The organism is Bacillus sp. MYb209, from assembly GCF_002975175.1.
Classification (GTDB): domain Bacteria; phylum Bacillota; class Bacilli; order Bacillales; family Bacillaceae_G; genus Bacillus_A.
Window position 1 is genome coordinate 70542 of sequence record NZ_PCNZ01000017.1, and the last position, 23389, is coordinate 93930.

Genomic DNA, 23389 nt, shown 5'->3' on the forward strand with positions numbered 1-23389 from the left:
TCGTTCATCTCCTCGTTATAAACAAAACTATTATCTCTAAAACTAGAATACGCTATAAATGTAAACTGAATGTAAACACACTTTTTCTATTTTTACAAAATATACATATAAACTCATCTTTACAACAAGTGTAAATATCTGATATTATTACCTGGTACTTATTATTCTATGTGAATTATAGACTACGCATAGAATAATAATAACTGATTTTTTCAATTAGCTAATTTAAAATACTATATAAATCTCCAGCATTGAAAGGAGTATCCTTTTTGCAAACAAATAAACATTCCGAAAAGGAAACAATCATTTTTATTCATGGATTAGTTGGAAATCGCCGCGCCTTCAAAAAAGAGCATAAACGATTTTCTGCATCCTACAACATTATAACTTATGACTTATTAGGTCACGGCGACGATAAAGGAGAAGCTATCGACTTTTCAATACAGCGCCTCGTAGATCAATTATTGAACTTGTATGAAAAAGAGGGAATTGAAAAGGCTCATATTTGTGCTCTAAGCTATGGCTGTTATATCTCTACGACATTTGCACAAATGCATCCAGAAAAAGTATTAAGCATTTGTCATATTGGTGGACATTATAATAACCCTTCCCGTTTATATAATGTTTTTCGAAAATTTTGGGAAAAACGTGGTGATGAATATTCATCTTGGCTTTCTCAGTATGCTAGTACTATTTTTCCAAGTGGAATACTAAGGGCAAATCCGTTCGCTGTTATTTCACGAAATATTTATTACCGTTTCGGATTACAATTACACTCGTCCATTATTGCTGAGTCATTACGACATCGCTTAGAATTCGACTTGAAATCTAAATTAAAAGCACTTCCCCATCCTATATTATGGGTGATGGGAGAACATGATCATCTCTATAAATCTTGTCTCTTTGATTTGAAGTCCATTCTTCCGAACGTTTTATATAAAGAAATTCCATTAGCAGGTCATGCAGCAAACTTATTCCGTCCAAACTATTTTCATGATTTATATGCTAAGTTTTTGCGTGGGAAATTGACATAAAGTGAAACTTTAATCAGCGGGGTTTTGTCCATCCCCCGCTGATTATTATCCCGCAAATAGCGAGATAAATACTACTATACTGTCAGTTTATCTAACTATAAAAAAGGCTTCCCAAGTTTCCCTGGAAAGCCTTTTCTCTATACAAAAAGTATAAAAAATACTTTTTCTTAGTATGCTTTTGTGTAACCTAATAGGTGCTTACTCCAGTAAGAGTTGCTTACAGAGCTAATGCGTACACCAGTTGCGTCATTTTCTGCACTGATAAACTGTCCATTTCCTAAGTAAACGCCCATGTGAGAAGGACCTGATTTATAAGTATTTTGGAAGTATACTAAATCACCTGGTTGTGGATTGCTAGTTTTTGTTTTAGAGCTCCAGTATCCAGCAACTGTTTGACGAGCGCCTGAATGACCAGTTTGATTTAATACGTAGTGGATGAATCCACTGCAGTCAAAACCAGCAGGTGTTACACCAGCAGTTTTGTATGGTGAACCATTTAAAGATCTAGCGAATCCAGCGATTGAAGATGTATCTCCACCTGTTGGTGCTGTTGGTTTTTGTACTTGGTTCGTACCTTGGTTACCACCAGTAACTACATTGTTCACTCCGCCTTTTACAAACTTCACAAAGTCTGCACTTACGTAACCTGTGCGGCCGTTATGGTTAATTTTATACCAACCATTTTCAGCGCCAGTAACGTTTAATACTGTACCGTTTGTTACCCCACCAATTACAGGGTTATATGTAGCTGGACCTGTACGTACTTTTAAAGCTCCTGTATTAACAACATATGAACCACCAGTTTGAACTGTAGCAGTATTGTTGTTGTTGTTTGTAGTTGGTTGCTGTGTTTCGTTAGATACAGCTGAACCACCTTTTGTTACGAAGTCTTTACTTACGTATCCAGTTCCACCATTGAAGTTAATTTTAAACCAATCTTGAACTTCACCTACAACTTGAACTGTTTTACCTTTATTTACAGAACCTAAAACAGTATGAGATGCACTTGGGCCTGTACGTACGTTTAGTGAAGAAACGTTTACTGTGTAAGTACCTGTTCCTTGTTGAACAGTAGTTCCTTTATTGCCACCAGTTGTTACGAAGTCCCCACTTACATAACCTGTTTGACCATTTACACTAACTTTGAACCAACCGTTTTCTTGTCCAATTACTTGAAGTACTTGACCTGCTTTTACTTTAGAAATAACGTTATGTCCTGTACCAGCACCTGAACGTACATTTAATACATCAGCTGTTACCGTGTATTTTAATTCAGAAGTTGTTTCTACTGTTTTTGTTTCAGTTACAGTCGTTTGAGTTTGTGTTTGTCCATTAATTTCTTTTAGCGCATCATTTGAAACTTGTGCATGAGCAGAATCCATTCCTGGAACTGCTACGCCTACTACAGATGCTGCTGCTAAACCTGCGATTACTTTTTTCATAAGTTGTCTTTACTTCCTTTCCCTACTATCCTCTTGAGAAAAACTATAAACTTAGTACTTTACAATATTATCAAAGTAAAATATTCATCCAGTTCCATTTTTTAGCAAGAGTTTTATTTTTCACACGTCGTTTATTTTAAACGATTGAAGTGACTTCCGTGTGAACTTCATGTGAACTTTACCATTAAACTGTGTGTTTTTGCAACGATTTTTTCAAATTTCTTATGTATTACATCAAAATTTAAAAACTTCCTACGTTATTTCAATATAAATTTTACACTTTTTATCTAATATAGAAATTCCATTAATCTAATACATAAACACAATATGTTTTTCTAGAAAGTTCTTTTTCATGAGGCACACTCTTATCATGACAAAAAACACTTTATTTATCAATAGTATAATATTTTAAGAAAATGAATTCTCTATACTATGTATGATTTTAAACAAAGTGATGATTTGTAAGATTTCATGCACAAAAATCCCCCCACTCAAGAGCATTCCCATTCAAAAAACACAATTGACCATTTTGTTTCCCTACTAAATATGGAATTATTAGGGTTTTATTGATAGAGTATGTATAATCACATGAAAAGAGGAGTTGCATTTGTGGAAAAAATAATAGACGATCACATAAATAATAATATCGAACTTTACTACGCTCTTACTCACTTATTATCGTTTACAACATTTAAAAAGGTAACAATCATTGAAACAAAGAAAAACGAATTAAAAGAACAGATGAAAACAATTCAGCATACAAACTTTTACCATGTATAAAAAGGTGAACAGATTATATCTCTGTTCACCTTTTATTTTATTTTATTTGTAAATTTTCACACGAGTTTCTAATGCCTGATATTCTTTATCTCCTGCAGAAACTACTGGTTTACCAAATGGCATTTGCGCAGTTAACTTCCAGTGTCCAGGTACATCCCATTCTTTCCTTACTTCTTCATCAATCAACGGATTATAATGTTGTAATGTAGCACCAAAACCTTCAATCTCTAGCGCTGTCCAAATCGCAAATTGCAACATTCCTGAAGATTGTTGAGACCATGTAGGGAAATTGTCTTTGTATAACGCAAAGTTCTCTTGCAAACTTTCTACTACTTTACTATCTTCGAAATATAAAACTGTTCCATAGCCACTTTTAAATGCATTCATTTTCTCTTCAGTAGGTGCAAAATTATTTTCAGGTACAATTTTTCGTAACGTTTCTTTCGTAACATCCCATAATTTGTCGTGTTGTTCACCTAGTAATACAACAACTCTTGCACTTTGAGAATTAAAAGCCGAAGGTGTATGTTTCACAGCATGATAAATCACTTCTTGAATTCTTTCATCAGAAACTACTTGCTCTTTACTAATCGCGTAAATAGATCTTCTGTCTTCAATCGCTAAGTAAAAATCTTTTGCCATTACAATTCCCTCCAATTTTTCATTTGAGGCAGTATCATATGTACGAAGCATATAATGCCTCTTAAACTTATTATTAATAAGTTCTTAACTTAATACTATCAACAAACAAAAACAAACTCAAATGATATCACTTGAGTTTTTACTCCCCATACTCTCAAAAATTAAAAAACAGCTTATTATCACCAACATCAAGGTTCAAATAAACTGTCTGTCTTTTTTTATAGCAATTAACTTACTTCTTCACCTAATTAACCAATTGAAAAGCATAGGACATTAGCTTCTGTGTTTCTGTGAAACGTTTTGTTTTACCTTTTGTCCCCATAACAACTGTAATAATGCGATTATCACCTTGTTTTGCAGTACCTGTAAAACAATACCCTGCGCTATCTGTAAATCCTGTTTTTAATCCGTCTATTCCTTCTATATATAAAGCTTTATTATTTTTATTTAACATCTCATTTGTGCTTGTAACATTAACATTGTTAAATGCTAACTGACTTTGACGTAAGTGAGTCACTTCTAATATTTCTGGGTAGTCTTTTATAAGATGATACGCTAATTTTGCTACGTCAGCTGCTGTCATTTTTGTTTCACTTCCGTCGGGCTCCTGTAATCCGGAAGCATTCGCGAATTTAGCTTTATCTGACATTTCTAACTGCTGGGCTTTTTCATTCATAAGTTGAACAAAGTTTTTTTCTGTCTTAGCTACATGTTCTGCTAAAGCGACAGCCGAATTATTAGCCGATTCAATCATTAACGCATGATATAAGTCCTTAACAGTTAATGTATCATTTACTTGCATTGGGATTTTTGCACCCTCTGTTTGTGCCGATTTCGCACTTATTTTCACTGGATCTTCCCAGCGGACTTTTCCATTATGTATACTCTCTAAAACGAGATATGCTGTCATCATTTTTGACATACTAGCAGGGGCAACAGCTTCATTTTCATTATTTTGATAAATAACATCTCCATTACTCGCATTGATAATAATAGCTGCTTTTGCATCAATTTCTGGTGGTATATATTTTGGTGGAACTACTTTTTCAGATAGCCCTGTTTTAGGTAGCTCTGCCACTTGTAAAGGCTGAGTATCTACATTTGTTTCACTCTTTTGAACTCCTTGGAAAAAGAACCAACATATACCCAGAATTACTACTAATAGGATTGTTAATCCTCCCCATTTTAACCGATTCATCCCAAAACTCCTTTAGCAAATCTTTTATACACTCATGTTTAACCATAACAACAATTACTTTATATCGTCAAGGTAAAAAGCATATTTATTCATCTTACAGCAATTATTATTTCAACCTCTTTCTCTTTTTCATATGTGTTACACTAAAAATAACGAAATATAAGAATATTCAATACCATATAAACACAAAAACACTATATAATAGAAAGGAATTATACAAATGATACTTCCAAAAAGATTGAAATATGGAGATACAATCGGCATCTACTCCTCCTCTTCACCAGTAACCTACACTTCTTCAAAAAGGTTTAAACGAGCAAAATTATACTTAGAACAGAAAGGATTTCATATATTAGAAGGTTCACTAACAGGTCAATATGATTATTATCGTTCCGGGAGCATTAAAGAGCGTGCTGAGGAATTAAATAACTTGATTAGAAATCCTAACGTCTCTTGTATCATGTCGACAATTGGGGGACTGAATTCAAATTCATTATTACCTTATATTGATTATGAGACTTTTCAAAAGAACCCTAAAATAATGATTGGCTATTCAGACACAACAGCATTATTACTAGGGATTTATGCAAAAACAGGAATTCCTACATTTTATGGTCCAGCACTTGTTCCTTCTTTTGGTGAATTTGAGCCTTTCGTAGATTGCACGTACAAATATTTTGCGGATACTTTAATAACTGATCAACATCTTCCTTACAACTTAAGCCAACCGTTATTTTGGTCAGATGAATTTATTAATTGGGAAGAAAAAACGCAGGAAAAAGAACTTCGATCGAACAATTGGATTTCAGTAATGGGCGGAAAAACTACTGGACGTATTATTGGTGGGAATTTAAACACTATACAAGGTATTTGGGGCAGCCCCTATATGCCACATATTCAAGAGGGTGACATTCTCTTTATTGAAGATAGCTCAAAAGATGCATCTACTATCGAAAGAAGTTTTTCATTACTTAAAATTAACGGCGTTTTTGATAAAATTTCAGGTATCATCCTTGGAAAACATGAGCAATTCGATGATTGTGGTACAAATCGAAAACCTTACGAAATATTATTAGAAGTATTACAAAATCAAAAACTTCCTTTTCTAGCCGATTTTGATTGTTGTCATACTCATCCAATGATTACTTTGCCAATAGGTATTCAAGTAGAGATGGATGCAACAAATAAAACGGTACAAATTATAGAGCGATGGAGAGACTAACGACACTTATTCCACTATCTTGTAATGCTGAAAAATACAATTACATTTTTAATAGAAGAAAGTGGATATCACTCATAACAAATAGTGCCTAATGTCTTCTGTTGTTTTACAATAGAAGACATGTTACTATATATTTTGGAATGTGAAATGATAAGCAAAAATCTATGATATGTACTGAAAAGACAATTTCAATGTACATTATGTAATAAGAAACTATTGATTAAATAAATAAATTCATTTCAAATGTATTTATTTACATGTAAAAGAGAGTGAATATATGAAACCAACTATTAAAAACTATGTATTTTTACATGTGGCCTTCTTGATATATTCTATCATTATGGTTTACATGAAATGGGCATCTCAATTCCCTATTGCATCAATTTCATTTTTTATTGCTTACTTCGGACTTGTTGTACTTTTATTCGGATATGCAATTCTATGGCAACAAGTCATTAAGAATTTTGAAATTTCTAGAGCATATTCACACCGTGGGATTATAATACTATGGTCCATGCTTTGGTCAGTATTCCTATTTGGAGATACGATACAGTGGAATCACATACTTGGCGCAGCTATTATTATCGTCGGAATTGTGGTGGTGACAAAAGATGAATAGTTATATGTTATTATTGATATTTGGGATAATTTTAGCCAATTACTCACAAATATTATTAAAAAAGGCTACTTTACAACAATACGATTCTAGAATAAAAGAATATGTGAATCCTTATGTTATCATCGGCTACTTTTTATTTGTAATTAATGCCGGATTAAATGTGATCGCCTTAAAAGGCTTGGCATTAAAGCAAGCATCTGCATTAGAATCATTAAGTTACATCATTATATTAATTTTCAGCTGGTATTTCTTAGGGGAAAAAATAACGAAACGAAAAATCATCGGCAACATTATTATCGTTGTTGGTGTAATCGTTTATTGTATACAATAATAAAAAGATCCGTTTGTGATAAACGGATCTTTTTGTCTTTATTCATCACTGCCCTAGATTTTGAACCTTATCTTTCAAATCACGAACTTGTTCTATTGTCTGCATAAGCTCAGAGTTTTTAAACTGCTCTACATCCATTTTTCCTTCCTCTATCTTTTTCATAGATGTATCAATTAATGTATTTAACTTTTCATTATATCCGACAATTTGCTGGTGAAGATCCTTTGCTACATCCGGTGGTGTTAATTCATTAAAAGCTGGTATATCTTGTTTAATTTCACTAAGCTTCGTTTCCAATTCTTTTCGAGCTTCTCCATCATTTATAGCCTTCTCAGCTAATCCTGGCGCTTCATTTGCAAATGCACTTATTTTATTCACATAGTCTGTCGCTTTTTGAGCATAATCTAGGGAGTTCTTCCCTTCCTCTACTATCGAGCATCCCATCAAACCAATTGAAATTACAATTGAAAATAACATTATTTTTATAAACTTCATTTTACCTCCTACTAATAATAGTTCTTTTGTACATTTATAAGCACTTATTTTTCTCCTTATACACCTTATCACAGCACGCCTTATTTTTTCATCTTCATTATATACATTCTAGAAAAATCATTATTCTCCTGTTCAACATGTATTTCAAACGATATCGAACATATTACCATAATAAGAATTTTTATTTCTTCGATCCTTTCGTCCCAAAATTATCCCTACTAATTTTATACATTTCCACCTCGCAACTATCTTCATTTACCTAAGAAAACAGACATACTTATTTTTAAGTACATCTGTTTTTTTGGGGGAGCTTATCATTCCCTTATCCTCTCACACGCCCTATTACCGTTACAATATCTATGTCTATATGTACACTAACAATATCTTCTATAATATCCGTATATCCTTGGCCTAAAGGTGTTCCGTAATGTAATAAAATCTCTTTTTTTTCATAAACTGACTTCGGTACTGTAAAAATAAATTTCCTCATATTCCGTTCATCAGCAGGCTCCAGAATTAAAACAATGCCATCCTCTTCAAACATATAATCACGCCTTCCAACAATCCATTCACTATGACTCAAGTATTGCCTTGAAAGGATAGGTTTTAAACACCCTTTCTAACAATATATAACCATTTCATGCTCAACTAGCTTATACAGTCTATATGATTTCACCACAAATACAAAAAAACACAAACCTTGAACTATCAAGAATTTGTGTTTTTTGCATTTCATTCTTATATACCTTTATCAAGCTCGTATAACCTACGATATTTCTCATTTTCTTTCAGTAGCTGTTCATGACTACCTTGCATAGCGATTTGGCCACTATCAAGGAAAATAACTTCATCTACATGTTCAATTCCTACAAGATGATGTGTAATCCAAATAACAGTCTTTTCTTCTGTTGCAAAAAACATTGTTTCTATTAAGGCTAATTCTGTTTTAGGGTCTAAACCGATAGTCGGTTCATCAAGGACAATGATCGATGCTTCTTGCATAAGAGTTCTTGCAAATGCTACCCTTTGCCTTTCTCCACCAGAAAACCTCTTTCCCATTTCATGCATTTTTGTTTGTAATCCATCAGGAAGAGAAGCAATGTGCGGTGCTAGCTGTGCTTTCTCTAACGCTTTCCATATCTCTTCATCATTAGCCTCTGGTTTACCGATCCGCACATTATTTCCAATTGTCGTATCGAATAAATGTGGTTTTTGGTTTAATACAGAAATATATTTTGACAAAAGATTCGTATGAGCTTGTTCACCATTCAATATAATTTGGCCACTCACCGGACGTAGCGCCCCAGTTAACAGTTTTAGTAAAGTAGATTTTCCTGTTCCACTTCTACCTAAAATAGCAATTTTCTTTCCTGCCTTTATTTGCAATGATACGCCTTTTAATACAGATTCATTACTATTCGGGTAATTATACGACACATTACTCAGTTCAATATCTACATGTTTTGGTACAACGTATTCTTTATCTCCAGGTAACTCCTTATCATCCAAAGCGCTATCACTTTCTACGCCATTAAGCCGGTGAACAGATTCTACATAAGATGGAATTCGATCAATAGCATCTGATATAGGGATAAGCGCATTTGTCACTGATAACGTCATTAATACGAAGGCCGCGATGACTGTAGGTGCAATTTGTCCACTTGCTGATTGATTTCCAGTCCACAAAATCATTGAAATAACTACAATACCCACTATTAAATGAATGACACTGTCTCGAATATGGTACCAGCGTTTCACTCTCTTTTCTGTCTTTAACAACTGGACATTTTGCCCTACATACGCATTAATAAATTCATCTTTTCTACCACTCGCCTGCCAATCAGATAACCCAAATACAGCATCTGTCAATTGTTGATACAAACGATTTCTTCCTCGCTTCAAAGCAACATGATGTCGTTTCATCAAAAGTAGTGATACGAATGGAAGAAGAAAAACAATAACAGCTAACATACAAGCTGAGATAAGTGCAAATACTAAGTCAAATGCACCGATAACAAGTACGAAAATGCTATATACAACTGACGCTAATATACTAGGGAATATTGTACGTAAATATAGATTCTGTAAATGTTCTATATCATCAGACAATACACCTAGTACATCACCAGTTTGAAATCGAGAGCGTAAAAATAGCGCCTGTGGTTCTACAATTCTATATAGTTTTGTCCTCATTTTTTCTAAAATTCGTAGAACGACGTCATGCCCTACTAAACGCTCTAAATAATGAAAGACAGCTTGCCCTATACTAAACGCACGCGTTGCAACTATAGGAACATATACAGCCATTACATTTTCTGGTCTGAGAGCAGATTTAGAAATTAAATAACCTGAAATGAAAAGTAGCATCGCACCTGAACTAACTCCAAGAAGCCCGAGGAAAATAGTCAACGTCATTCTACCTTTATTTTGCTGTATATGAGGTTTAATCCAGTTACTCATCGCTCTCCCCTCTCTTCCCTATAAAAATGTAATGTCTCATTCTTTAAAAGTTCTTCATATGTTCCACTTTCTTTGATTTCCCCTTTATTTAAAATAAGAATATGATCCATTTGCTTCATCCAATGCAGACGATGCGTTGCAAGAAATACTAACTTACCTTCAAACAGACGTAACATCGATTGCTTTATTTCAAATTCAGTTTCAATATCAAGATGTGCTGTAGGTTCATCTAATAAAATGATTGGCTTTTTACTTAAAAGTGCACGTGCCATAGCGACACGTTGTTCTTGTCCGCCACTAAGCATACGTCCACCTTCTCCAATTCTTTCGTACATCCCATGTGGTAGTGATGCAACGAGCGAACGAAGGCCCACTTCATTTATAACTCTCTCAACCTCTTCATCAGGTGTATTCGTTTCATAGAAACAAATATTATCTTTTAACGAAAGTGGAAAAATATAAGGTTGTTGCGGAATATAAGCAATATTTTTTTGCCAATCTTCTCGAGTAGATTCATCAATTTCTACACCATTTACTAACATCTTCCCATCCGACAGGGGGAGAAATCCTGCTAACACATCGATTAGCGTTGATTTCCCTGCCCCACTTTCACCAATAATGCCTATAGCACCGTTACCTTGCCAAGTAAAATCAATTCCCTCTAATATAGCCTTTTCAGATTCATCATTATTTACTTTTACATCTTGTAATTTCAAGCTACTAGAAGAATTCCATACTATATCTACATTTGAATCTTTCTTTTCTATTTCTTTTTGTTTCTGTAGAATTTCTTCTATTTGCTCCAGTGCAAGTTGTCCATCTAATGTAGCATGATAATTTGCTCCAACTTGCTTAATCGGCAGAAAATATTCCGGCGCTAAAATTAAAATCGTAAGAGCTGGTAACAGTATAATTGTCCCATCTATTAACCGTATCCCTAATCCAACTGCTACAAATGCAATTGATAAACTCGTAAAGAAATCTAATGCAAAAGAAGAAAGAAAAGCAACTCGCAAAGTACGCATCGTTGCTTTTCTATATCGTTTACTTACTTTTTCAATCTTTCCTTCGTGCTGTTTACTTTTTCCTAAATACTTTAATGTTTCTAATCCTTTTAACGTATCTACAAAATGATTAGAAAGTACACGATATGTTTCATATTGGCTATCCGCCATTTTCTGCGCTGCTAATCCGAGAAGGATCATAAATATGATCACAATTGGAATCGTTACAACTAAAATAATTCCAGACTTAATGTCCAGTGTAAAAACATATAGAACAATTAGCCCTGGTACGATACTACTTCTAATCATTTTAGGAATTGTTAATTCAATATAAGTTTTAAATTTCTCAATACCTTCTATCGATAAAGTAACCAGATGGCCAGTCCCATTCGTTTGGACAAATCTCGGCCCTAATGTAAAATATGCTTCTATTAACTGTTTACGTAATGCCAATCCTGTTTTTTCAGCGAAACGCTCAACCAATATTTGCGATGCTCGCACCAACATTTGGCGTGCTGCAAACGTGATCCCAAAATAAACAGTTTCATTTAGCACAGCCTGCACTGTTTCTCCATGAAATAAAAATGTGATTGCTCGTGCTAAAAACACTGTCTGTGCAATGATACTACACGCCTCTAAAATGCTAATAAGACTTAAAGTTACATATAAAACTCGGCTACCAGGATACGACGGAAGTCCTCTTTTTCTTTTCATTAGTACTCCAAATCTTTGTCTGACTTAACAGGTTGTCTAAATACATAGAAACTCCATATTTGACTACCGATAACAAACGGTAAAATAGCAAGAGAAAAATAGCTCATCAGTTTTAATGCATAAGGTCCTGATGCCGCATTATAAATTGTCAAATCATTTACCGCTCCTAATGAGCTAATCATGACACGCGGGAACATACCGATGAACACACTTGCACTTAGCAAAATGATTGTTAAACTCGTCATAAAGAAAGCCCAACCATCTCTTCTTCTTTTATTTAATAAAGTAGAAACAAATAGCGCTACAAAAGCTCCAATTGGAACCATTAGCCACTCTGAACCATGTGCGGTGAAAATATCTGTTTTCCATAACCCTACAGCTGCAAAAACAAGAAGTGTTATTAATGCAAAAGGTGCAATCTTTGTCGCGGCAATACGTGCGCGTTCTCGTAATTTCCCTGTTGTACGTATAGTAAGGAATTGCAAACCATGAACAATACATAGAAGAAGAAACATAACTCCTCCAAGTAACGCAAATGGGTGAAGTAATTTCATGAATCCGCCTACCATATTTTTACTTTCATCAATTGGTACACCTGTCATAAAGTTTGCGATTGCAACTCCCCAAAGTATAGGAGGTAGCATGCTTCCAATAAACATGCCCCAATCCCAGAAACTTTTCCACTTATGGTTTTCTATTTTCGCACGGAATTTAAAGGAAACGCCTCTTATAATTAAAGCAAGAAGCATAAACACAAACGGAATATAGAACCCACTAAATAAAGTTGCATACCAGTGTGGAAATGCCGCAAACATAGCACCACCAGCACAAACAAGCCATACTTCATTTGCATGCCAAAACGGTCCAATTGTATTTAAATATATACGTTTTTCCAAATCATTCTTTCCTAAAAACCTTGAAACGATTCCTACACCAAAATCGAAACCTTCAAGTACAAAGAATCCAACGAATAAGGTTGAAATAATTAGAAACCATAACTCATTAAGAGATAACATACTCTTCCTCCTTATCAAATGGATCATGGCTTTGATAATCCTTTTTCGTTTTCTTATTCGCATGTCCTTTAATGATACGAACGAATAAGTAAACAGTAATGCCTCCAATAATTACATATAGTGATGTGAATGAAACAAGAGAGAATAATACTTCTCCAAATGTAACGTTTGGAGATACTGCATCTTCTGTTTTCATAACGCCGAAGACAACCCAAGGCTGACGTCCCATTTCAGTCATAATCCAACCTACTGTATTTCCGATAAATGGTAGTGCAATTGCATATACCATTAATTTTAAATACCAAGTTTTTTCAGCTAAACGATCTTTTCTTGATAAGAACCAGCCGTACGCTCCTAGAAGAAGCATGAATGTTCCACTCATTACCATCGCTCTAAAACTCCAGAACATAGTATGTACTGGCGGAATATAATCCCCAGGTCCATATTTTTCTTCATATTGTTTTTGAATTTGATTCATTCCTTCTACTTGACCGCTAAATTTATCGTATGACAATAGACTCAGCATATAAGGGATTTGAATTTCAAACGAATTTTCTTTCTTCTCTGTATCAATTTTTGCAAATACTGTAAATGGAGCTGGATCCTCACTCGTATTCCATAATGCTTCAGCTGCTGCCATTTTCATCGGATGTGTCTTAATTAAATTTTGTGCTTGTGCATGACCGAAAAATAATACCAATGCTGTTGAAATTGTTCCAACAACGATAGAAACTCTGAAAGACTTCTTAAACACCTCAGTCTCTTGTTGTTTTGCAATTTTCCATGCACTAACACCAGCAATAAAGAATGCGCCTGTTGCAAGTGCCGCTGTAATTGTATGTGGGAATTGCACCCATAGTTGTGGATTTTGAATAATCGCCAAGAAATCATTCATCTGCGCACGTCCATCTGCAGCCATTTCATATCCTACCGGGGACTGCATAAATGCACTTGCAGTTAAAATCCAAAATGCTGATAACATTGTTCCTATTGAGAGGAGCCAAATACATAAAAGGTGAACTCGCTTCGGAAGTTTATCCTCACCGAATACCCATAAACCTAGGAATGTAGACTCAATGAAAAATGCTAATAAACCTTCAATTGCCAGTGATGGTCCGAAAACATCACCAACAAAACGTGAATATGTTGACCAGTTCATACCAAACTGAAATTCTTGTAAAATACCTGTTACAACACCTACTGCAAAGTTAATAAGGAATATTTGTGTCCAAAACTTTGTCATTTTCTTATAAACTTCTTGTCCCTTTACCACATACAACGTTTGCATTAACGCAATGATAAAAGCTAAACCAATAGATAGCGGAACGAAAAAGTAATGAAAAATCGTTGTAGATGCAAATTGTATTCGTGCCAATTCGAGCGTTTCCATGCTAAAGTCACTTCCTTCATAATTTTTTATATCGTAATATCGATTGAATTGTATGAATTCACTTCATAACGAACAATTCAATCATTTGGAAATACAAAAAGATAAATTCGTTTATGTACTTTCTGAAAATATAGATTGTCAGTTTTTTGGATTATTACAAAAGAACTTTCTTCATACGATTTACCTTTTCACTATTTCAGTAGTGTTTTATTCGTTAATCGAATTGTATAATATACTTACATAATAAATTCAGGTGATTTTTGACGTATTATTGACAGGATTTTGTCTGAAATATGTCTTTTGTAATTTTTTTGAATTAGATTTCTCATATTTTAAAAACGTATTTTTCAAACATACAACATACTCTTATATCAATTATCATTACGTTTTTCTCTTCATACGCTTGACTTTCCTCTTGAAAAATGTCCTCGAATATCAACATGAAAACCTCTTGAATTTTGTCAAGTGAAAAATGTATTTCCAAAATTCAAATCAAGAATATTGTTATTCACAAATAGAAAAATCCTTTCCTTTTTTTAAACTAAAAATTCATTTTTTCGTCATTTTTCCAAACTGACTAAATAAAAAAGTACCGAGAATAGGTTATATTCCCGGTACTTTTATCATTATTTCGTTGTATATTTTCTAACAGCCGGCATAATTTCAGTAGCAATTAATTCAATGTTTTTCTCAATCTTATCAAATGGTACACCGCCAAAATCAATTTGTGCCATAAAACGTTGTTGCCCAAATAACTCATATTGGTAAAGCATTTTTTCAATAATTTGTTGCGGGCTACCAATCATTAACGCATCACGGTGATCTACTGCATTAGTAAATTGTTGTTTTGGATATCCACCACCGCGTAGTGCAAGCATACCAGCATTAATATGAGGATAATATTCACTAAGTGCATCTTGTGAATTTTCTGCTGTATAAAATAAACTTGTTGTCGCAATTGGTAATGTCGCTGGATCAAAACCACTTTGCTCAGCAGCTTCACGATATGCATCAATCGAAACTTTAAAATTAACAGCTGGGCCACCAAGTGTCGTAAGCATCATTGGTACACCTGCGCGACCTGCCTTAATTGCACTAGCAGGTGGCCCTCCAACAGCACGCCAAATTGGCATATTGTTATTTTTAGCTCTCGGTATAATTGCCGCATGTTCAAGTGGCGTTCTAAACTGCCCTTTCCATGTTACACTTTCTTCTTTATTTATTTTTAATAAAAGATCCATCTTCTCCTCAAATAGTTCTTCATAATAATTCACATCGTAACCAAGTAAACTATATCCTCCAATACGAGATCCACGACCAGCAACGATTTCAGCACGACCATTAGAAATTAAATCGATTGTGGCAAAGTCCTCATATACACGAACCGGATCTGACGTACTTAATACTGTTGCAGAACTCGCGATTTTAATATTTTTCGTAGCTTGTGCAATAGCTCCTAAAATAACTGTATGAGCTTGCGTTGTAAAATGCGCTTGATGACTTTCACCGACAGCAAACACATCAATTCCAGCTTCATCTGCTAACTTAGCTGTTTCAATTAGTTCATGAATTCTTTTTTCTGCACTTATTTTCGAACCATTATGTGGATTTAAAATATGATCTCCAATTGAATATAATCCAAATTCAATTCCTTTACTTGTATCAATACGGTATTTTTCCATAGTTGCTCTCTCCCTTTTAATAAAGCGGTATTAATTTCTCTTCAATCTCTTTTCTTCTCTCTTCTAAAAATGGTGGTAAATCCAGCTCTTTTCCTAATTTTTCAACTGCTGAATCTACAGTAAATCCTGGTCCATCCGTCGCAATCTCAAATAAAATGCCATTTGACTCACGGAAATATAAACTTTTAAAATAAAAGCGATCGATAATGCCTGTTGATTGGAACCCTTTATCTTTCACCGCTTCATTCCAATAACGCAGTTCTTCATCATTTTTTACACGAATAGCTAAATGATGAATACTTCCTTTTCCAGGTCTTTCACTCTCTCCCTCTTGCTGTTTTACCAAAATTTCTCCAAAAGATTGACCAGCAATAGATTGATAAATCCCTTCATCATCTGAACGAGATACTTCTTTATAACTAAACAAACCTGTTAATGTTTTTGATAATTTATTTAAACTGCGCACTGTCATTTCAACTGTTCCCATACCTAAAATACGATGATTCTGCTCTACAGAAGATTCATCCCATGCAGTCCAATATTCAGGCACCTCTTCACCGTTATTATTTAGTAGCACTAACCGTAGGCCATCTGGATCTTCAAAGTGCAGTGCGTCTCGGCCAGCGTAAGTTGTAATTTCCCCATGCGCCACCTGGAGCGACTCAAAACGTCTCTTCCAAAATGTAAGACTTTCTATTGAAGGTACGAGCAAGCCTATTTGTGTTATTGCATTTGTACCACGAATTGTTCTTCCTACATTCGGCATTTCAAAAAATGATAATTCAGTTCCAGCACTCCCTGTTAAATCGCCATAAAACAAATGATACATAAATGGATTATCTTGATTGACTGTCTTTTTCACTCGGCGTAATCCTAATACTTTTTGATAAAAATCATTATTTGTTTTCGCATTTTTTGTCACCATAGAAATGTGGTGATGCCCTGGAATTGTATACATAATATTTCCTCCTCTAATTATCACTTGATTAGTCAATTGATGGTGTAAAAAAAATTACTCAACTGGTAATTCTTTTTTTTCACTCTGCTTATGAACTTTTGTCATTAACGCGTATAGTATTTTCTGTTCTTCCTCATCTAATACATCATCAAAAAAAGATGATTGAAATGCAAGTTGCTCTGGCAATGCTCTTTCTAAGACTGCTTCACCCTTCTCAGTAAGGCTAATCATTTTCGTTTTCCAGTCTTGTTTACGCACTATATATTCTTCTTTTTCAAGACGTGTTAACATTCTAGAAATACCACCTTGCGTCACAGTAACTTTTTCCGCTAACTCCATTTGTGTAAGGGGCTGATAAATCCGTATTTGCATAAGTACATCAAATTGAGCTGTCGTCAAATCAAAACGTTTCAAAAACTCATTTGACATCTGATTACTTTGGTTCGTAAATCGTATTAAACGTAACCAGATTAACGATCCTATCGTATTTTCACGCATATTTGATCACTTCCTATCGTGAATCTTACTATCACTTTACCACTCAATTGATAGTAATGCAAGAGAAAAAGTTTAAAAAATTGCCTCACCAGAGTATAACCTAAACTTAGCTTTCAATCTCATTCATTGTTATATTTAAAGCTGCCACAGCTTTTGGCCAGCCAACGTAAAAAGCCATATGTGTTATTAATGCAACCAGTTCATTTTCCATAATCCCATTTTGTTTAGTTAACTTCAAATGAAATGGTAATTGTTCTGTATTACCGAGACTAATTAGTGCCGCCACTGTACATAAACTTCTTTCTCTTAATGTTAAAGTGGCATCCCGCCACACTTCCTCAAACAATATCTCTTCACTATAATGAGCAAATGCAGGTGCTATTTCTCTCATTTTCTTTTGAATATAAAATTCAATTGGTTCATTCATCATTTTGCTCCCCCTCCACTTTTACCAATTGTGCCACCCCTTGACCAAATGACCAATTTTCAGCAGCTGTCTCATGTAGTGTAATAAAAATGTCAGCACTCTTAATATTTGAATGTTCCGAAATTCTAAAGGATATCGATTGATACAACTCCTTTTTTTGCTTTATTGTTCTTCCTGGTCCACATGTAATAGAAACATGGATTATGTTCTCTGTTCTCTTTTCTTCTTGTTCTAACAAATAATATGGATTATAAAAAAATTCGTTTAGTCGATAAGGTAAAAACATTTGAAAATAATCATTTTCAGGGATGTTAAAATGATCAATTAATGACAGATGAATACATTCACTTATCTTTTTCAACGTTTCTTTATTTAATATATTTTCAGGATAATACACGTTCACAAAAGGCATATATTCTCATTCCTTTTTCTTATTTTGGCATTTAACAAAACTTCATTATGAAATGTGTAAAATCTCATATATAGTAGCATTATCCATTATATCTATTTCAGGCTTTTCATTATAAAAACTGAATTGACTATATCCCCATTTATCCGGATTATACACCATTACATTCCCTATACAATTTTCCGTATTTTGGACATTCTGATTCAAAATATTAAATTGAGCCCCAATCAAAGATTTACTTTGAGAAATACTTCCTGCATATTCAACAGCATATCTACTTTTTTTAAAATCATCGCTTAGATTAACAACTAATGGAGCACCTATATTTATTTGTTGCCACCCAAACGACTGTAAAATATTATCGTAATATCCTTCAAAGATAAATTTGTTCATCCCTTCATGAGTATTCCAAATATATAAAGGTGCATAACAATTATAGAAATTCCCATCCTTACTTGCCTCAGAAATTAAATAGGCTTTAAATTTCAACTCTTGAAAACCATCTGTTTTATACCCATTATCCTTTACCCTATTCCTAATAATCTCCATATCATAATCCTTTGGCAAAATGACCTTATATTGCATTCCAATCATGTTTATCACTCACTTTCGATCTTATATACATAATGATAAACTGATGACTGACTAACGTAAAATAGGTATAAATTATGCTTGGTATCATTTATAATGATACCGTATAAGGGGCTGAGATAAATGGAAATTAATGATCTTATTATATTCAAAACTGTAGCCAGTGAAGGTTCTATTAGTAAAGCTGCTAAAGAGCTAGGTTATGTGCAACCAAATGTAACTGAGCGAATCAAAAAATTAGAAGAAGAGTTAGAAACTCCTTTACTACATAGAGATAACAAAGGTGTTTCCCTGTTACCTTCTGGTGACATTTTATTAAACTACACGAATAAAATATTAACTCTATTAGAAGAAGCGAAAAATGAAATTAAAACGAGTGGTACTTCTTATGTAATAGCGACTTCACAATCTATTTTGACAAATTATTTAAGTATGCGTATTAAAGAAAATTTCAGGAATTATCAAATATACATAGAAAGTAGTAGCTATTTACAAAAACTACTACAGCAACAAATAGTTGATATGGTCATAACTTATGATGATTATCCCGACGCAGCGTTTAAAAAAGTATTTACCACTTCAATTTCTATAGGCTTATTAAAAGCGAAAGAAAAGTGTACCATTGACTATTCAAAGGAACTTTTTTTCGTTAGCAATGACAAGAAGTGCCCTTTTAGAAATAAGACAATACAATTTCTAAAAGAAAACAACCTATCTCAGCGTCAACTTCAACAGTTAGATTCATATTCGCTTATTGAAGAGTTTATTAATGATGGAAATGGAATAGCTTTTTTACCAATTAGAAATAATAAACTAGTTCCAATTGAAGATGTTCCAATAGAGAAATTAGCTGTTCATTTTTTTACAAATCGAGAGTTAGATAAAAAGATTCCAATTGAACTATTCAACTAGAACAATGTTTTTTTACAAAATAACAATTTCACGAATTATATATGTTATAACTTTTCTAGAAAATAAAAATCCCTCCTTTTACTTAAAGGAGGGATTTTTATTTTCTTACTCCACTTACATTCTCTTCTATCGATTTTTCACACGTTCTGCTCCACCCCTGTACTTTTCTCCTTCTTACTCTTTTTTAAATTCTTCAAATTCTTAACCGTTCCAACTAATCCTTTCGGGAAAACTAGTAACACGATAATGTATAATAAACCAAGAATAATCGTCCATCTTTCAAAAATCGGATACTCCGATGCTAGTTCTGATAAATAGTATTTCAGTGATTCAATAATCCCAGCTCCAGCGATTGCTCCGATTAACGTTCCTACTCCCCCGATCATTGTCATCAATAATGCATTTAGCGTCATTTCAATTGAAAATACCGTCGTATTGACAAAACGCAATGTGATAACGAATAAACCACCGCTAATCGCAGCCACTACTCCTGCCACAACACTTGCGATAATTTTATAATGGAGAACTTTATATCCAAGCGCTTCAACACGTTGTTCATTTTGTGAAATTGCCTTTAATACTTTTCCAATAGAAGATTTTGTGAAAAGACGTAACAAAATGAAGATGCTTATTAAACATATAAGTGTCACATAATAAAACGTAAAACGATCACGGAATATATCTGGTACACCAAATGTAAATCCATCTCCTCCGTGAGTGAGCCCACGCCATTTTTCAGCAAGTACAAAAAACAACTGAGAAATAGCAAGTGTTAACATTGCATAAAAATGACTTTTCAACCGTAAAGAAAGCAATCCGATTATATAACTAACGATTGCTGAAATGATTATTGCGACTGCTATTCCTATAAAAAAGTTCGTTATAGACACCCCTTGCCGATCAAATAAGAGTGCCACACCATACGCTCCTATTCCAAAGAACATACAATGACCGAATGAAACAATACCCGTATATCCAAGGAGAACATCAAAACTCATAGCAAAAATAGCAAAGATGAAGATTTGAGTGAACAAAATTAACAAGCTCCGTGAATCATTTACGAATGGAAATACACTTAAACAAATGAGCATAAAAACTCCGAAGTATACTTTAATTCGACCCGATATGCTGTTCACCATGTCACCCCTTTTCACCAACGAGTCCCGTTGGCTTCACTATTAAGAAAAATAGTAACATTAACATATTGATTGCAAGAGATAAATCTGGCACATAATACGCTGTAAAAGCACCGGCTAATCCGACAATTAAAGATGCTAGCGCTGAACCTTGTACGCTACCTAATCCGCCAATAATCACTACTATAAAAGCTAAAATTGCATACTGCATACCCATCTCAGCGAAAATAACTCCAGAATACGGTGCAAGTAGGAAACCACCTAACGCTGCCATCCCTGCTCCTAATAAAAAGACAAACGAGAATATCGCTTTTACGTTAATTCCGAGAGCTTGAACCATCTCTTTATCCATTACACCAGCGCGAATCATTAGTCCTATCTTTGTTTTTTTCAGCAGTAATAGTAAAGCGATATAAATTAGTATCCCAACTAAAATAACGAATAGGCGATATTTTATTAAGATAACTCCTCCAAATGTAAAACTTCCTTGAAGCCATAACGGTAATTTTGCAGCAATTGGATTAGGACCCCAAAATATTTTGATGCACTCGCTAAGAACGAGCATTCCTCCGAGTGTAACGAGAAGCTGCCGAACATGGTTTCCATACACTGGTCTAATAAGAAATCTTTCTAAAATGAAACCAAGAAACATGCCCATAGCGACTGCGCCAATTAGCGCTAATAAATAACTACCTGTCATATTGAATAACCAAACGCCTGTAAATGCTCCCCATGCAAATAAACCACCATGCGCAAAATTCAGTACGCTCATTAAACCGAAAATAAGTGATAGACCAGACGCTAATAAAAAAATAAGCATCCCTGTCGAAACGCCGTTTACAAATAAGTTAATTAGCACATCCACGTTCTATCCCCCCGTATCAATGTTAAGAAATACCTAAATATTTATGACATGTTTCCTTATCCTCTCGCAGTTCCTCCATGAAACCGTTATGCACAATGCGCCCATTATCCATAATGTAAAAATAATCACCGATTTGACTAGCCATCATAAAATTTTGTTCAACAAGTAAAACAGTCGTTTTTTCCTTCATTTTCAAAATAGCTACCATTAATTTTTCTATCATAATTGGAGACAGCCCTTTACTCGGCTCATCAATAAGCAATAGTCCATCACTATTAATAAATGCTCTTGAAATTGCCAGCATTTGTTTTTGTCCCCCACTTAATAGCCCACTTTTTTTATACCAAAATTGCTTTAAATCTGGAAATAGTTCGAGCATCCATTCTATCTTCTCTTCAGCTTCTTCCCCATTTTTTCCCCTAGCAAGTGCGAATGTCTCTTCTACTGTCAAATCATGAAAAATACCTTGATTTTCTGGTACATAGCCTATACCTTTTCTTGAAATTAAATGTGTAGATAATCCATTTACTTTTGTATTATCATAATAAACTTCTCCATTTTCTATTCGGTGAAACCCCATAATCGACCGCAATGTTGTTGTTTTTCCAGCTCCATTTCTTCCAAACAATACTGTAATCGTTCCCTTCTCAACCGAAAGGGACACTCCTTGTAAAATATGAAACTGATCTAAATACGTCTCTATATTATTCACTTGTAGTAGTGCCACTATATAATCCCCCTAAATAAGCACTTTGTACTCGTTCGTCTTTCATCATCTCTTCCGGCAATCCTTCCGCTAATAACTCACCATGAAATAAAACGATAAGATGATCTGATAAATCTAGCACCATATCCATTTTGTGTTCGATAAGTACGATTGTGCTCTCTGGATTCTTTTTAATATTTTCAATTACTTGTAAAATAGCCGGAACTTCCTCAACTGAAATACCTGCCGTAGGCTCATCAAGTAGCAATACATCTGTCTTTAATGCTAATAACATAGCAAGCTCTAACTTTCTTTTTTCCCCGTGAGCTAAATCCTTAGCTACTACTTCTCCTTTCTCGTGAAGTAGTACTGTTTTTAAAAGACGTCTCGCCTCTCCAGTTTGCTGCTTTAACTTGGCTGCATTCGGAAAGAAACTGTAATAGTCTTGAACGAATGATTGAACACTTAAACGCACATTTTCAAGTACTGTTAGTTCTGGGAAAATATTCGTCAACTGAAAAGAACGACCAATTCCTAAGCGCGTTCGATCTGAAATCGATAGCTTTGTAATATCCTGTCCTTTAAAATAAACTTCACCTTTCGTCGGAGAAATTTGTCCACTTAGCAAATTAAATAAAGTAGTCTTTCCAGCACCATTCGGTCCAATAATTGAAATGAGCTTTCCTTTTTGTACCGTTAAATTAACATCCTTAATAACATGATGCTCACCAAAAGATACACAAAGATTTTTCGTCTCTAACAAATGTGTCATGAAATCCCTCCCACTGAAAACCATGTTTATGAAAGAAATAAGTATAAAGAGGGGATCCCCTCTTTATATAAAAACAACAGAAAATT

At 34.2% G+C, this 23389-nt stretch carries 25 protein-coding genes; 6 read left to right on the forward strand and 19 right to left on the reverse strand.

Going from position 1 to position 23389, the window contains the following annotated elements; genetic code table 11:
* The first annotated feature begins 269 nt into the window (after window positions 1-269).
* Complete coding sequence (locus CQZ94_RS21135) at window positions 270-1034, forward strand: alpha/beta fold hydrolase (protein ID WP_105586937.1); 765 nt, start codon at window positions 270-272, stop codon at window positions 1032-1034.
* Between the two features lie 167 nt (window positions 1035-1201).
* Here the strand turns inward: CQZ94_RS21135 and entFM are convergent, their stop codons facing one another.
* Complete coding sequence (gene entFM, locus CQZ94_RS21140) at window positions 1202-2476, reverse strand: enterotoxin EntFM (RefSeq protein ID WP_105586938.1); 1275 nt, start codon at window positions 2474-2476, stop codon at window positions 1202-1204.
* A 609-nt stretch (window positions 2477-3085) separates the two neighbouring features.
* On the opposite strand from entFM, the gene CQZ94_RS31270 reads away from it, so the two are divergent.
* A complete protein-coding gene (locus tag CQZ94_RS31270) occupies window positions 3086-3256 on the forward strand; it encodes a hypothetical protein (protein WP_181149528.1) in 171 nt (56 codons plus the stop codon).
* A 42-nt stretch (window positions 3257-3298) separates the two neighbouring features.
* On the opposite strand, the gene CQZ94_RS21145 is transcribed toward CQZ94_RS31270, so the two are convergent.
* Window positions 3299-3898, reverse strand: coding sequence for a nitroreductase family protein (locus CQZ94_RS21145; protein ID WP_105586973.1), 600 nt, complete (start codon window positions 3896-3898; stop codon window positions 3299-3301).
* 244 nt (window positions 3899-4142) lie between these two features.
* On the reverse strand, window positions 4143-5096 hold the full coding sequence (locus tag CQZ94_RS21150; protein ID WP_105586939.1) for a D-alanyl-D-alanine carboxypeptidase family protein: 954 nt from the start codon (window positions 5094-5096) through the stop codon (window positions 4143-4145).
* A gap of 220 nt (window positions 5097-5316) precedes the next feature.
* On the opposite strand from CQZ94_RS21150, the gene CQZ94_RS21155 reads away from it, so the two are divergent.
* From CQZ94_RS21155 to CQZ94_RS21165, 3 genes are all read left to right on the forward strand, one after another.
* Window positions 5317-6318, forward strand: coding sequence for a S66 family peptidase (locus tag CQZ94_RS21155; protein ID WP_105586940.1), 1002 nt, complete (start codon window positions 5317-5319; stop codon window positions 6316-6318).
* 277 nt (window positions 6319-6595) lie between these two features.
* Complete coding sequence (locus CQZ94_RS21160; RefSeq protein WP_002086172.1) at window positions 6596-6937, forward strand: EamA family transporter; 342 nt, start codon at window positions 6596-6598, stop codon at window positions 6935-6937.
* A complete protein-coding gene (locus tag CQZ94_RS21165; RefSeq protein WP_002148709.1) occupies window positions 6930-7268 on the forward strand; it encodes an EamA family transporter in 339 nt (112 codons plus the stop codon). The genes CQZ94_RS21160 and CQZ94_RS21165 overlap by 8 nt, the downstream gene beginning before the upstream one ends.
* Window positions 7269-7313: 45 nt before the next feature.
* Here the strand turns inward: CQZ94_RS21165 and CQZ94_RS21170 are convergent, their stop codons facing one another.
* The 12 genes from CQZ94_RS21170 to CQZ94_RS21225 all read right to left on the reverse strand — a co-directional run bounded on the left by CQZ94_RS21170 (window position 7314) and on the right by CQZ94_RS21225 (window position 18915).
* On the reverse strand, window positions 7314-7763 hold the full coding sequence (locus CQZ94_RS21170) for a DUF6376 family protein (protein WP_105586941.1): 450 nt from the start codon (window positions 7761-7763) through the stop codon (window positions 7314-7316).
* Between the two features lie 322 nt (window positions 7764-8085).
* On the reverse strand, window positions 8086-8307 hold the full coding sequence (locus tag CQZ94_RS21175; protein ID WP_105586942.1) for a hypothetical protein: 222 nt from the start codon (window positions 8305-8307) through the stop codon (window positions 8086-8088).
* A 194-nt stretch (window positions 8308-8501) separates the two neighbouring features.
* Window positions 8502-10223, reverse strand: a complete 1722-nt coding sequence (gene cydC, locus CQZ94_RS21180; protein WP_105586943.1) for a thiol reductant ABC exporter subunit CydC — start codon at window positions 10221-10223, stop codon at window positions 8502-8504.
* The gene (gene cydD, locus CQZ94_RS21185) at window positions 10220-11941 is read right to left on the reverse strand and encodes a thiol reductant ABC exporter subunit CydD (protein WP_105586944.1); all 1722 of its coding nucleotides are present in this window, start codon (window positions 11939-11941) and stop codon (window positions 10220-10222) included. The genes cydC and cydD overlap by 4 nt, the downstream gene beginning before the upstream one ends.
* The gene (gene cydB / locus CQZ94_RS21190) at window positions 11941-12957 is read right to left on the reverse strand and encodes a cytochrome d ubiquinol oxidase subunit II (RefSeq protein ID WP_002126907.1); all 1017 of its coding nucleotides are present in this window, start codon (window positions 12955-12957) and stop codon (window positions 11941-11943) included. The genes cydD and cydB overlap by 1 nt, the downstream gene beginning before the upstream one ends.
* Window positions 12944-14347 carry a cytochrome ubiquinol oxidase subunit I gene (cydA, locus tag CQZ94_RS21195; RefSeq protein WP_105586945.1) on the reverse strand — a complete coding sequence of 468 codons (1404 nt, stop codon included), beginning with the start codon at window positions 14345-14347 and terminating at the stop codon, window positions 12944-12946. The genes cydB and cydA overlap by 14 nt, the downstream gene beginning before the upstream one ends.
* A gap of 626 nt (window positions 14348-14973) precedes the next feature.
* Entirely contained in the window at window positions 14974-16029 is a 1056-nt protein-coding gene (locus CQZ94_RS21200) for an LLM class flavin-dependent oxidoreductase (RefSeq protein WP_105586946.1), read from the reverse strand.
* A gap of 16 nt (window positions 16030-16045) precedes the next feature.
* Window positions 16046-16987 carry a ring-cleaving dioxygenase gene (locus tag CQZ94_RS21205; protein ID WP_105586947.1) on the reverse strand — a complete coding sequence of 314 codons (942 nt, stop codon included), beginning with the start codon at window positions 16985-16987 and terminating at the stop codon, window positions 16046-16048.
* Between the two features lie 54 nt (window positions 16988-17041).
* Window positions 17042-17485 (reverse strand): MarR family winged helix-turn-helix transcriptional regulator, encoded by a 444-nt coding sequence (locus CQZ94_RS21210; RefSeq protein ID WP_105586948.1) that lies wholly within the window; start codon window positions 17483-17485, stop codon window positions 17042-17044.
* Between the two features lie 106 nt (window positions 17486-17591).
* Window positions 17592-17915, reverse strand: coding sequence for a carboxymuconolactone decarboxylase family protein (locus CQZ94_RS21215; protein ID WP_181149529.1), 324 nt, complete (start codon window positions 17913-17915; stop codon window positions 17592-17594).
* Window positions 17905-18324: a tautomerase family protein gene (locus CQZ94_RS21220; protein ID WP_105586949.1), complete on the reverse strand. Its 420-nt coding sequence runs from the start codon at window positions 18322-18324 to the stop codon at window positions 17905-17907. Before CQZ94_RS21220 ends, CQZ94_RS21215 begins: the two co-directional genes overlap by 11 nt.
* 45 nt (window positions 18325-18369) lie before the next feature.
* A complete protein-coding gene (locus CQZ94_RS21225; protein ID WP_105586950.1) occupies window positions 18370-18915 on the reverse strand; it encodes a DUF4865 family protein in 546 nt (181 codons plus the stop codon).
* Between the two features lie 120 nt (window positions 18916-19035).
* Between CQZ94_RS21225 and CQZ94_RS21230 the strand changes: the two genes are divergently transcribed.
* On the forward strand, window positions 19036-19824 hold the full coding sequence (locus tag CQZ94_RS21230) for a LysR family transcriptional regulator (RefSeq protein ID WP_105586951.1): 789 nt from the start codon (window positions 19036-19038) through the stop codon (window positions 19822-19824).
* A gap of 137 nt (window positions 19825-19961) precedes the next feature.
* On the opposite strand, the gene CQZ94_RS21235 is transcribed toward CQZ94_RS21230, so the two are convergent.
* The 4 genes from CQZ94_RS21235 to CQZ94_RS21250 are packed head-to-tail and all read right to left on the reverse strand — an operon-like array spanning window position 19962 to window position 23303.
* Complete coding sequence (locus CQZ94_RS21235; protein ID WP_142395891.1) at window positions 19962-20915, reverse strand: branched-chain amino acid ABC transporter permease; 954 nt, start codon at window positions 20913-20915, stop codon at window positions 19962-19964.
* Window positions 20916-20964: 49 nt separating this feature from the next.
* On the reverse strand, window positions 20965-21825 hold the full coding sequence (locus CQZ94_RS21240; RefSeq protein ID WP_002148733.1) for a branched-chain amino acid ABC transporter permease: 861 nt from the start codon (window positions 21823-21825) through the stop codon (window positions 20965-20967).
* 22 nt (window positions 21826-21847) lie between these two features.
* Window positions 21848-22552: a branched-chain amino acid ABC transporter ATP-binding protein gene (locus CQZ94_RS21245; RefSeq protein ID WP_105586953.1), complete on the reverse strand. Its 705-nt coding sequence runs from the start codon at window positions 22550-22552 to the stop codon at window positions 21848-21850.
* Window positions 22530-23303 (reverse strand): ABC transporter ATP-binding protein, encoded by a 774-nt coding sequence (locus tag CQZ94_RS21250; RefSeq protein ID WP_105586954.1) that lies wholly within the window; start codon window positions 23301-23303, stop codon window positions 22530-22532. The genes CQZ94_RS21245 and CQZ94_RS21250 overlap by 23 nt, the downstream gene beginning before the upstream one ends.
* Window positions 23304-23389: the final 86 nt, after the last annotated feature.

What these genes read in the sequence shown, in the direction of transcription:
- cydB (WP_002126907.1), bottom strand. Translation starts at nt 12,957, where the DNA reads ATGTTATCTCTTAATGAGTTATGGTTTCTAATTATTTCAACCTTATTC.
- CQZ94_RS21150 (WP_105586939.1), bottom strand. Translation starts at nt 5,096, where the DNA reads ATGAATCGGTTAAAATGGGGAGGATTAACAATCCTATTAGTAGTAATT.
- CQZ94_RS21160 (WP_002086172.1), top strand. Translation starts at nt 6,596, where the DNA reads ATGAAACCAACTATTAAAAACTATGTATTTTTACATGTGGCCTTCTTG.
- CQZ94_RS21225 (WP_105586950.1), bottom strand. Translation starts at nt 18,915, where the DNA reads ATGATTGGAATGCAATATAAGGTCATTTTGCCAAAGGATTATGATATG.
- CQZ94_RS21165 (WP_002148709.1), top strand. Translation starts at nt 6,930, where the DNA reads ATGAATAGTTATATGTTATTATTGATATTTGGGATAATTTTAGCCAAT.
- cydA (WP_105586945.1), bottom strand. Translation starts at nt 14,347, where the DNA reads ATGGAAACGCTCGAATTGGCACGAATACAATTTGCATCTACAACGATT.
- CQZ94_RS21200 (WP_105586946.1), bottom strand. Translation starts at nt 16,029, where the DNA reads ATGGAAAAATACCGTATTGATACAAGTAAAGGAATTGAATTTGGATTA.
- CQZ94_RS21210 (WP_105586948.1), bottom strand. Translation starts at nt 17,485, where the DNA reads ATGCGTGAAAATACGATAGGATCGTTAATCTGGTTACGTTTAATACGA.
- CQZ94_RS21215 (WP_181149529.1), bottom strand. Translation starts at nt 17,915, where the DNA reads ATGATGAATGAACCAATTGAATTTTATATTCAAAAGAAAATGAGAGAA.
- CQZ94_RS21205 (WP_105586947.1), bottom strand. Translation starts at nt 16,987, where the DNA reads ATGTATACAATTCCAGGGCATCACCACATTTCTATGGTGACAAAAAAT.
- CQZ94_RS21235 (WP_142395891.1), bottom strand. Translation starts at nt 20,915, where the DNA reads ATGCTCATTTGTTTAAGTGTATTTCCATTCGTAAATGATTCACGGAGC.
- CQZ94_RS21250 (WP_105586954.1), bottom strand. Translation starts at nt 23,303, where the DNA reads ATGACACATTTGTTAGAGACGAAAAATCTTTGTGTATCTTTTGGTGAG.
- CQZ94_RS21155 (WP_105586940.1), top strand. Translation starts at nt 5,317, where the DNA reads ATGATACTTCCAAAAAGATTGAAATATGGAGATACAATCGGCATCTAC.
- entFM (WP_105586938.1), bottom strand. Translation starts at nt 2,476, where the DNA reads ATGAAAAAAGTAATCGCAGGTTTAGCAGCAGCATCTGTAGTAGGCGTA.
- cydC (WP_105586943.1), bottom strand. Translation starts at nt 10,223, where the DNA reads ATGAGTAACTGGATTAAACCTCATATACAGCAAAATAAAGGTAGAATG.
- CQZ94_RS21175 (WP_105586942.1), bottom strand. Translation starts at nt 8,307, where the DNA reads ATGTTTGAAGAGGATGGCATTGTTTTAATTCTGGAGCCTGCTGATGAA.
- CQZ94_RS21230 (WP_105586951.1), top strand. Translation starts at nt 19,036, where the DNA reads ATGGAAATTAATGATCTTATTATATTCAAAACTGTAGCCAGTGAAGGT.
- CQZ94_RS21145 (WP_105586973.1), bottom strand. Translation starts at nt 3,898, where the DNA reads ATGGCAAAAGATTTTTACTTAGCGATTGAAGACAGAAGATCTATTTAC.
- cydD (WP_105586944.1), bottom strand. Translation starts at nt 11,941, where the DNA reads ATGAAAAGAAAAAGAGGACTTCCGTCGTATCCTGGTAGCCGAGTTTTA.
- CQZ94_RS21220 (WP_105586949.1), bottom strand. Translation starts at nt 18,324, where the DNA reads ATGCCTTTTGTGAACGTGTATTATCCTGAAAATATATTAAATAAAGAA.
- CQZ94_RS21170 (WP_105586941.1), bottom strand. Translation starts at nt 7,763, where the DNA reads ATGAAGTTTATAAAAATAATGTTATTTTCAATTGTAATTTCAATTGGT.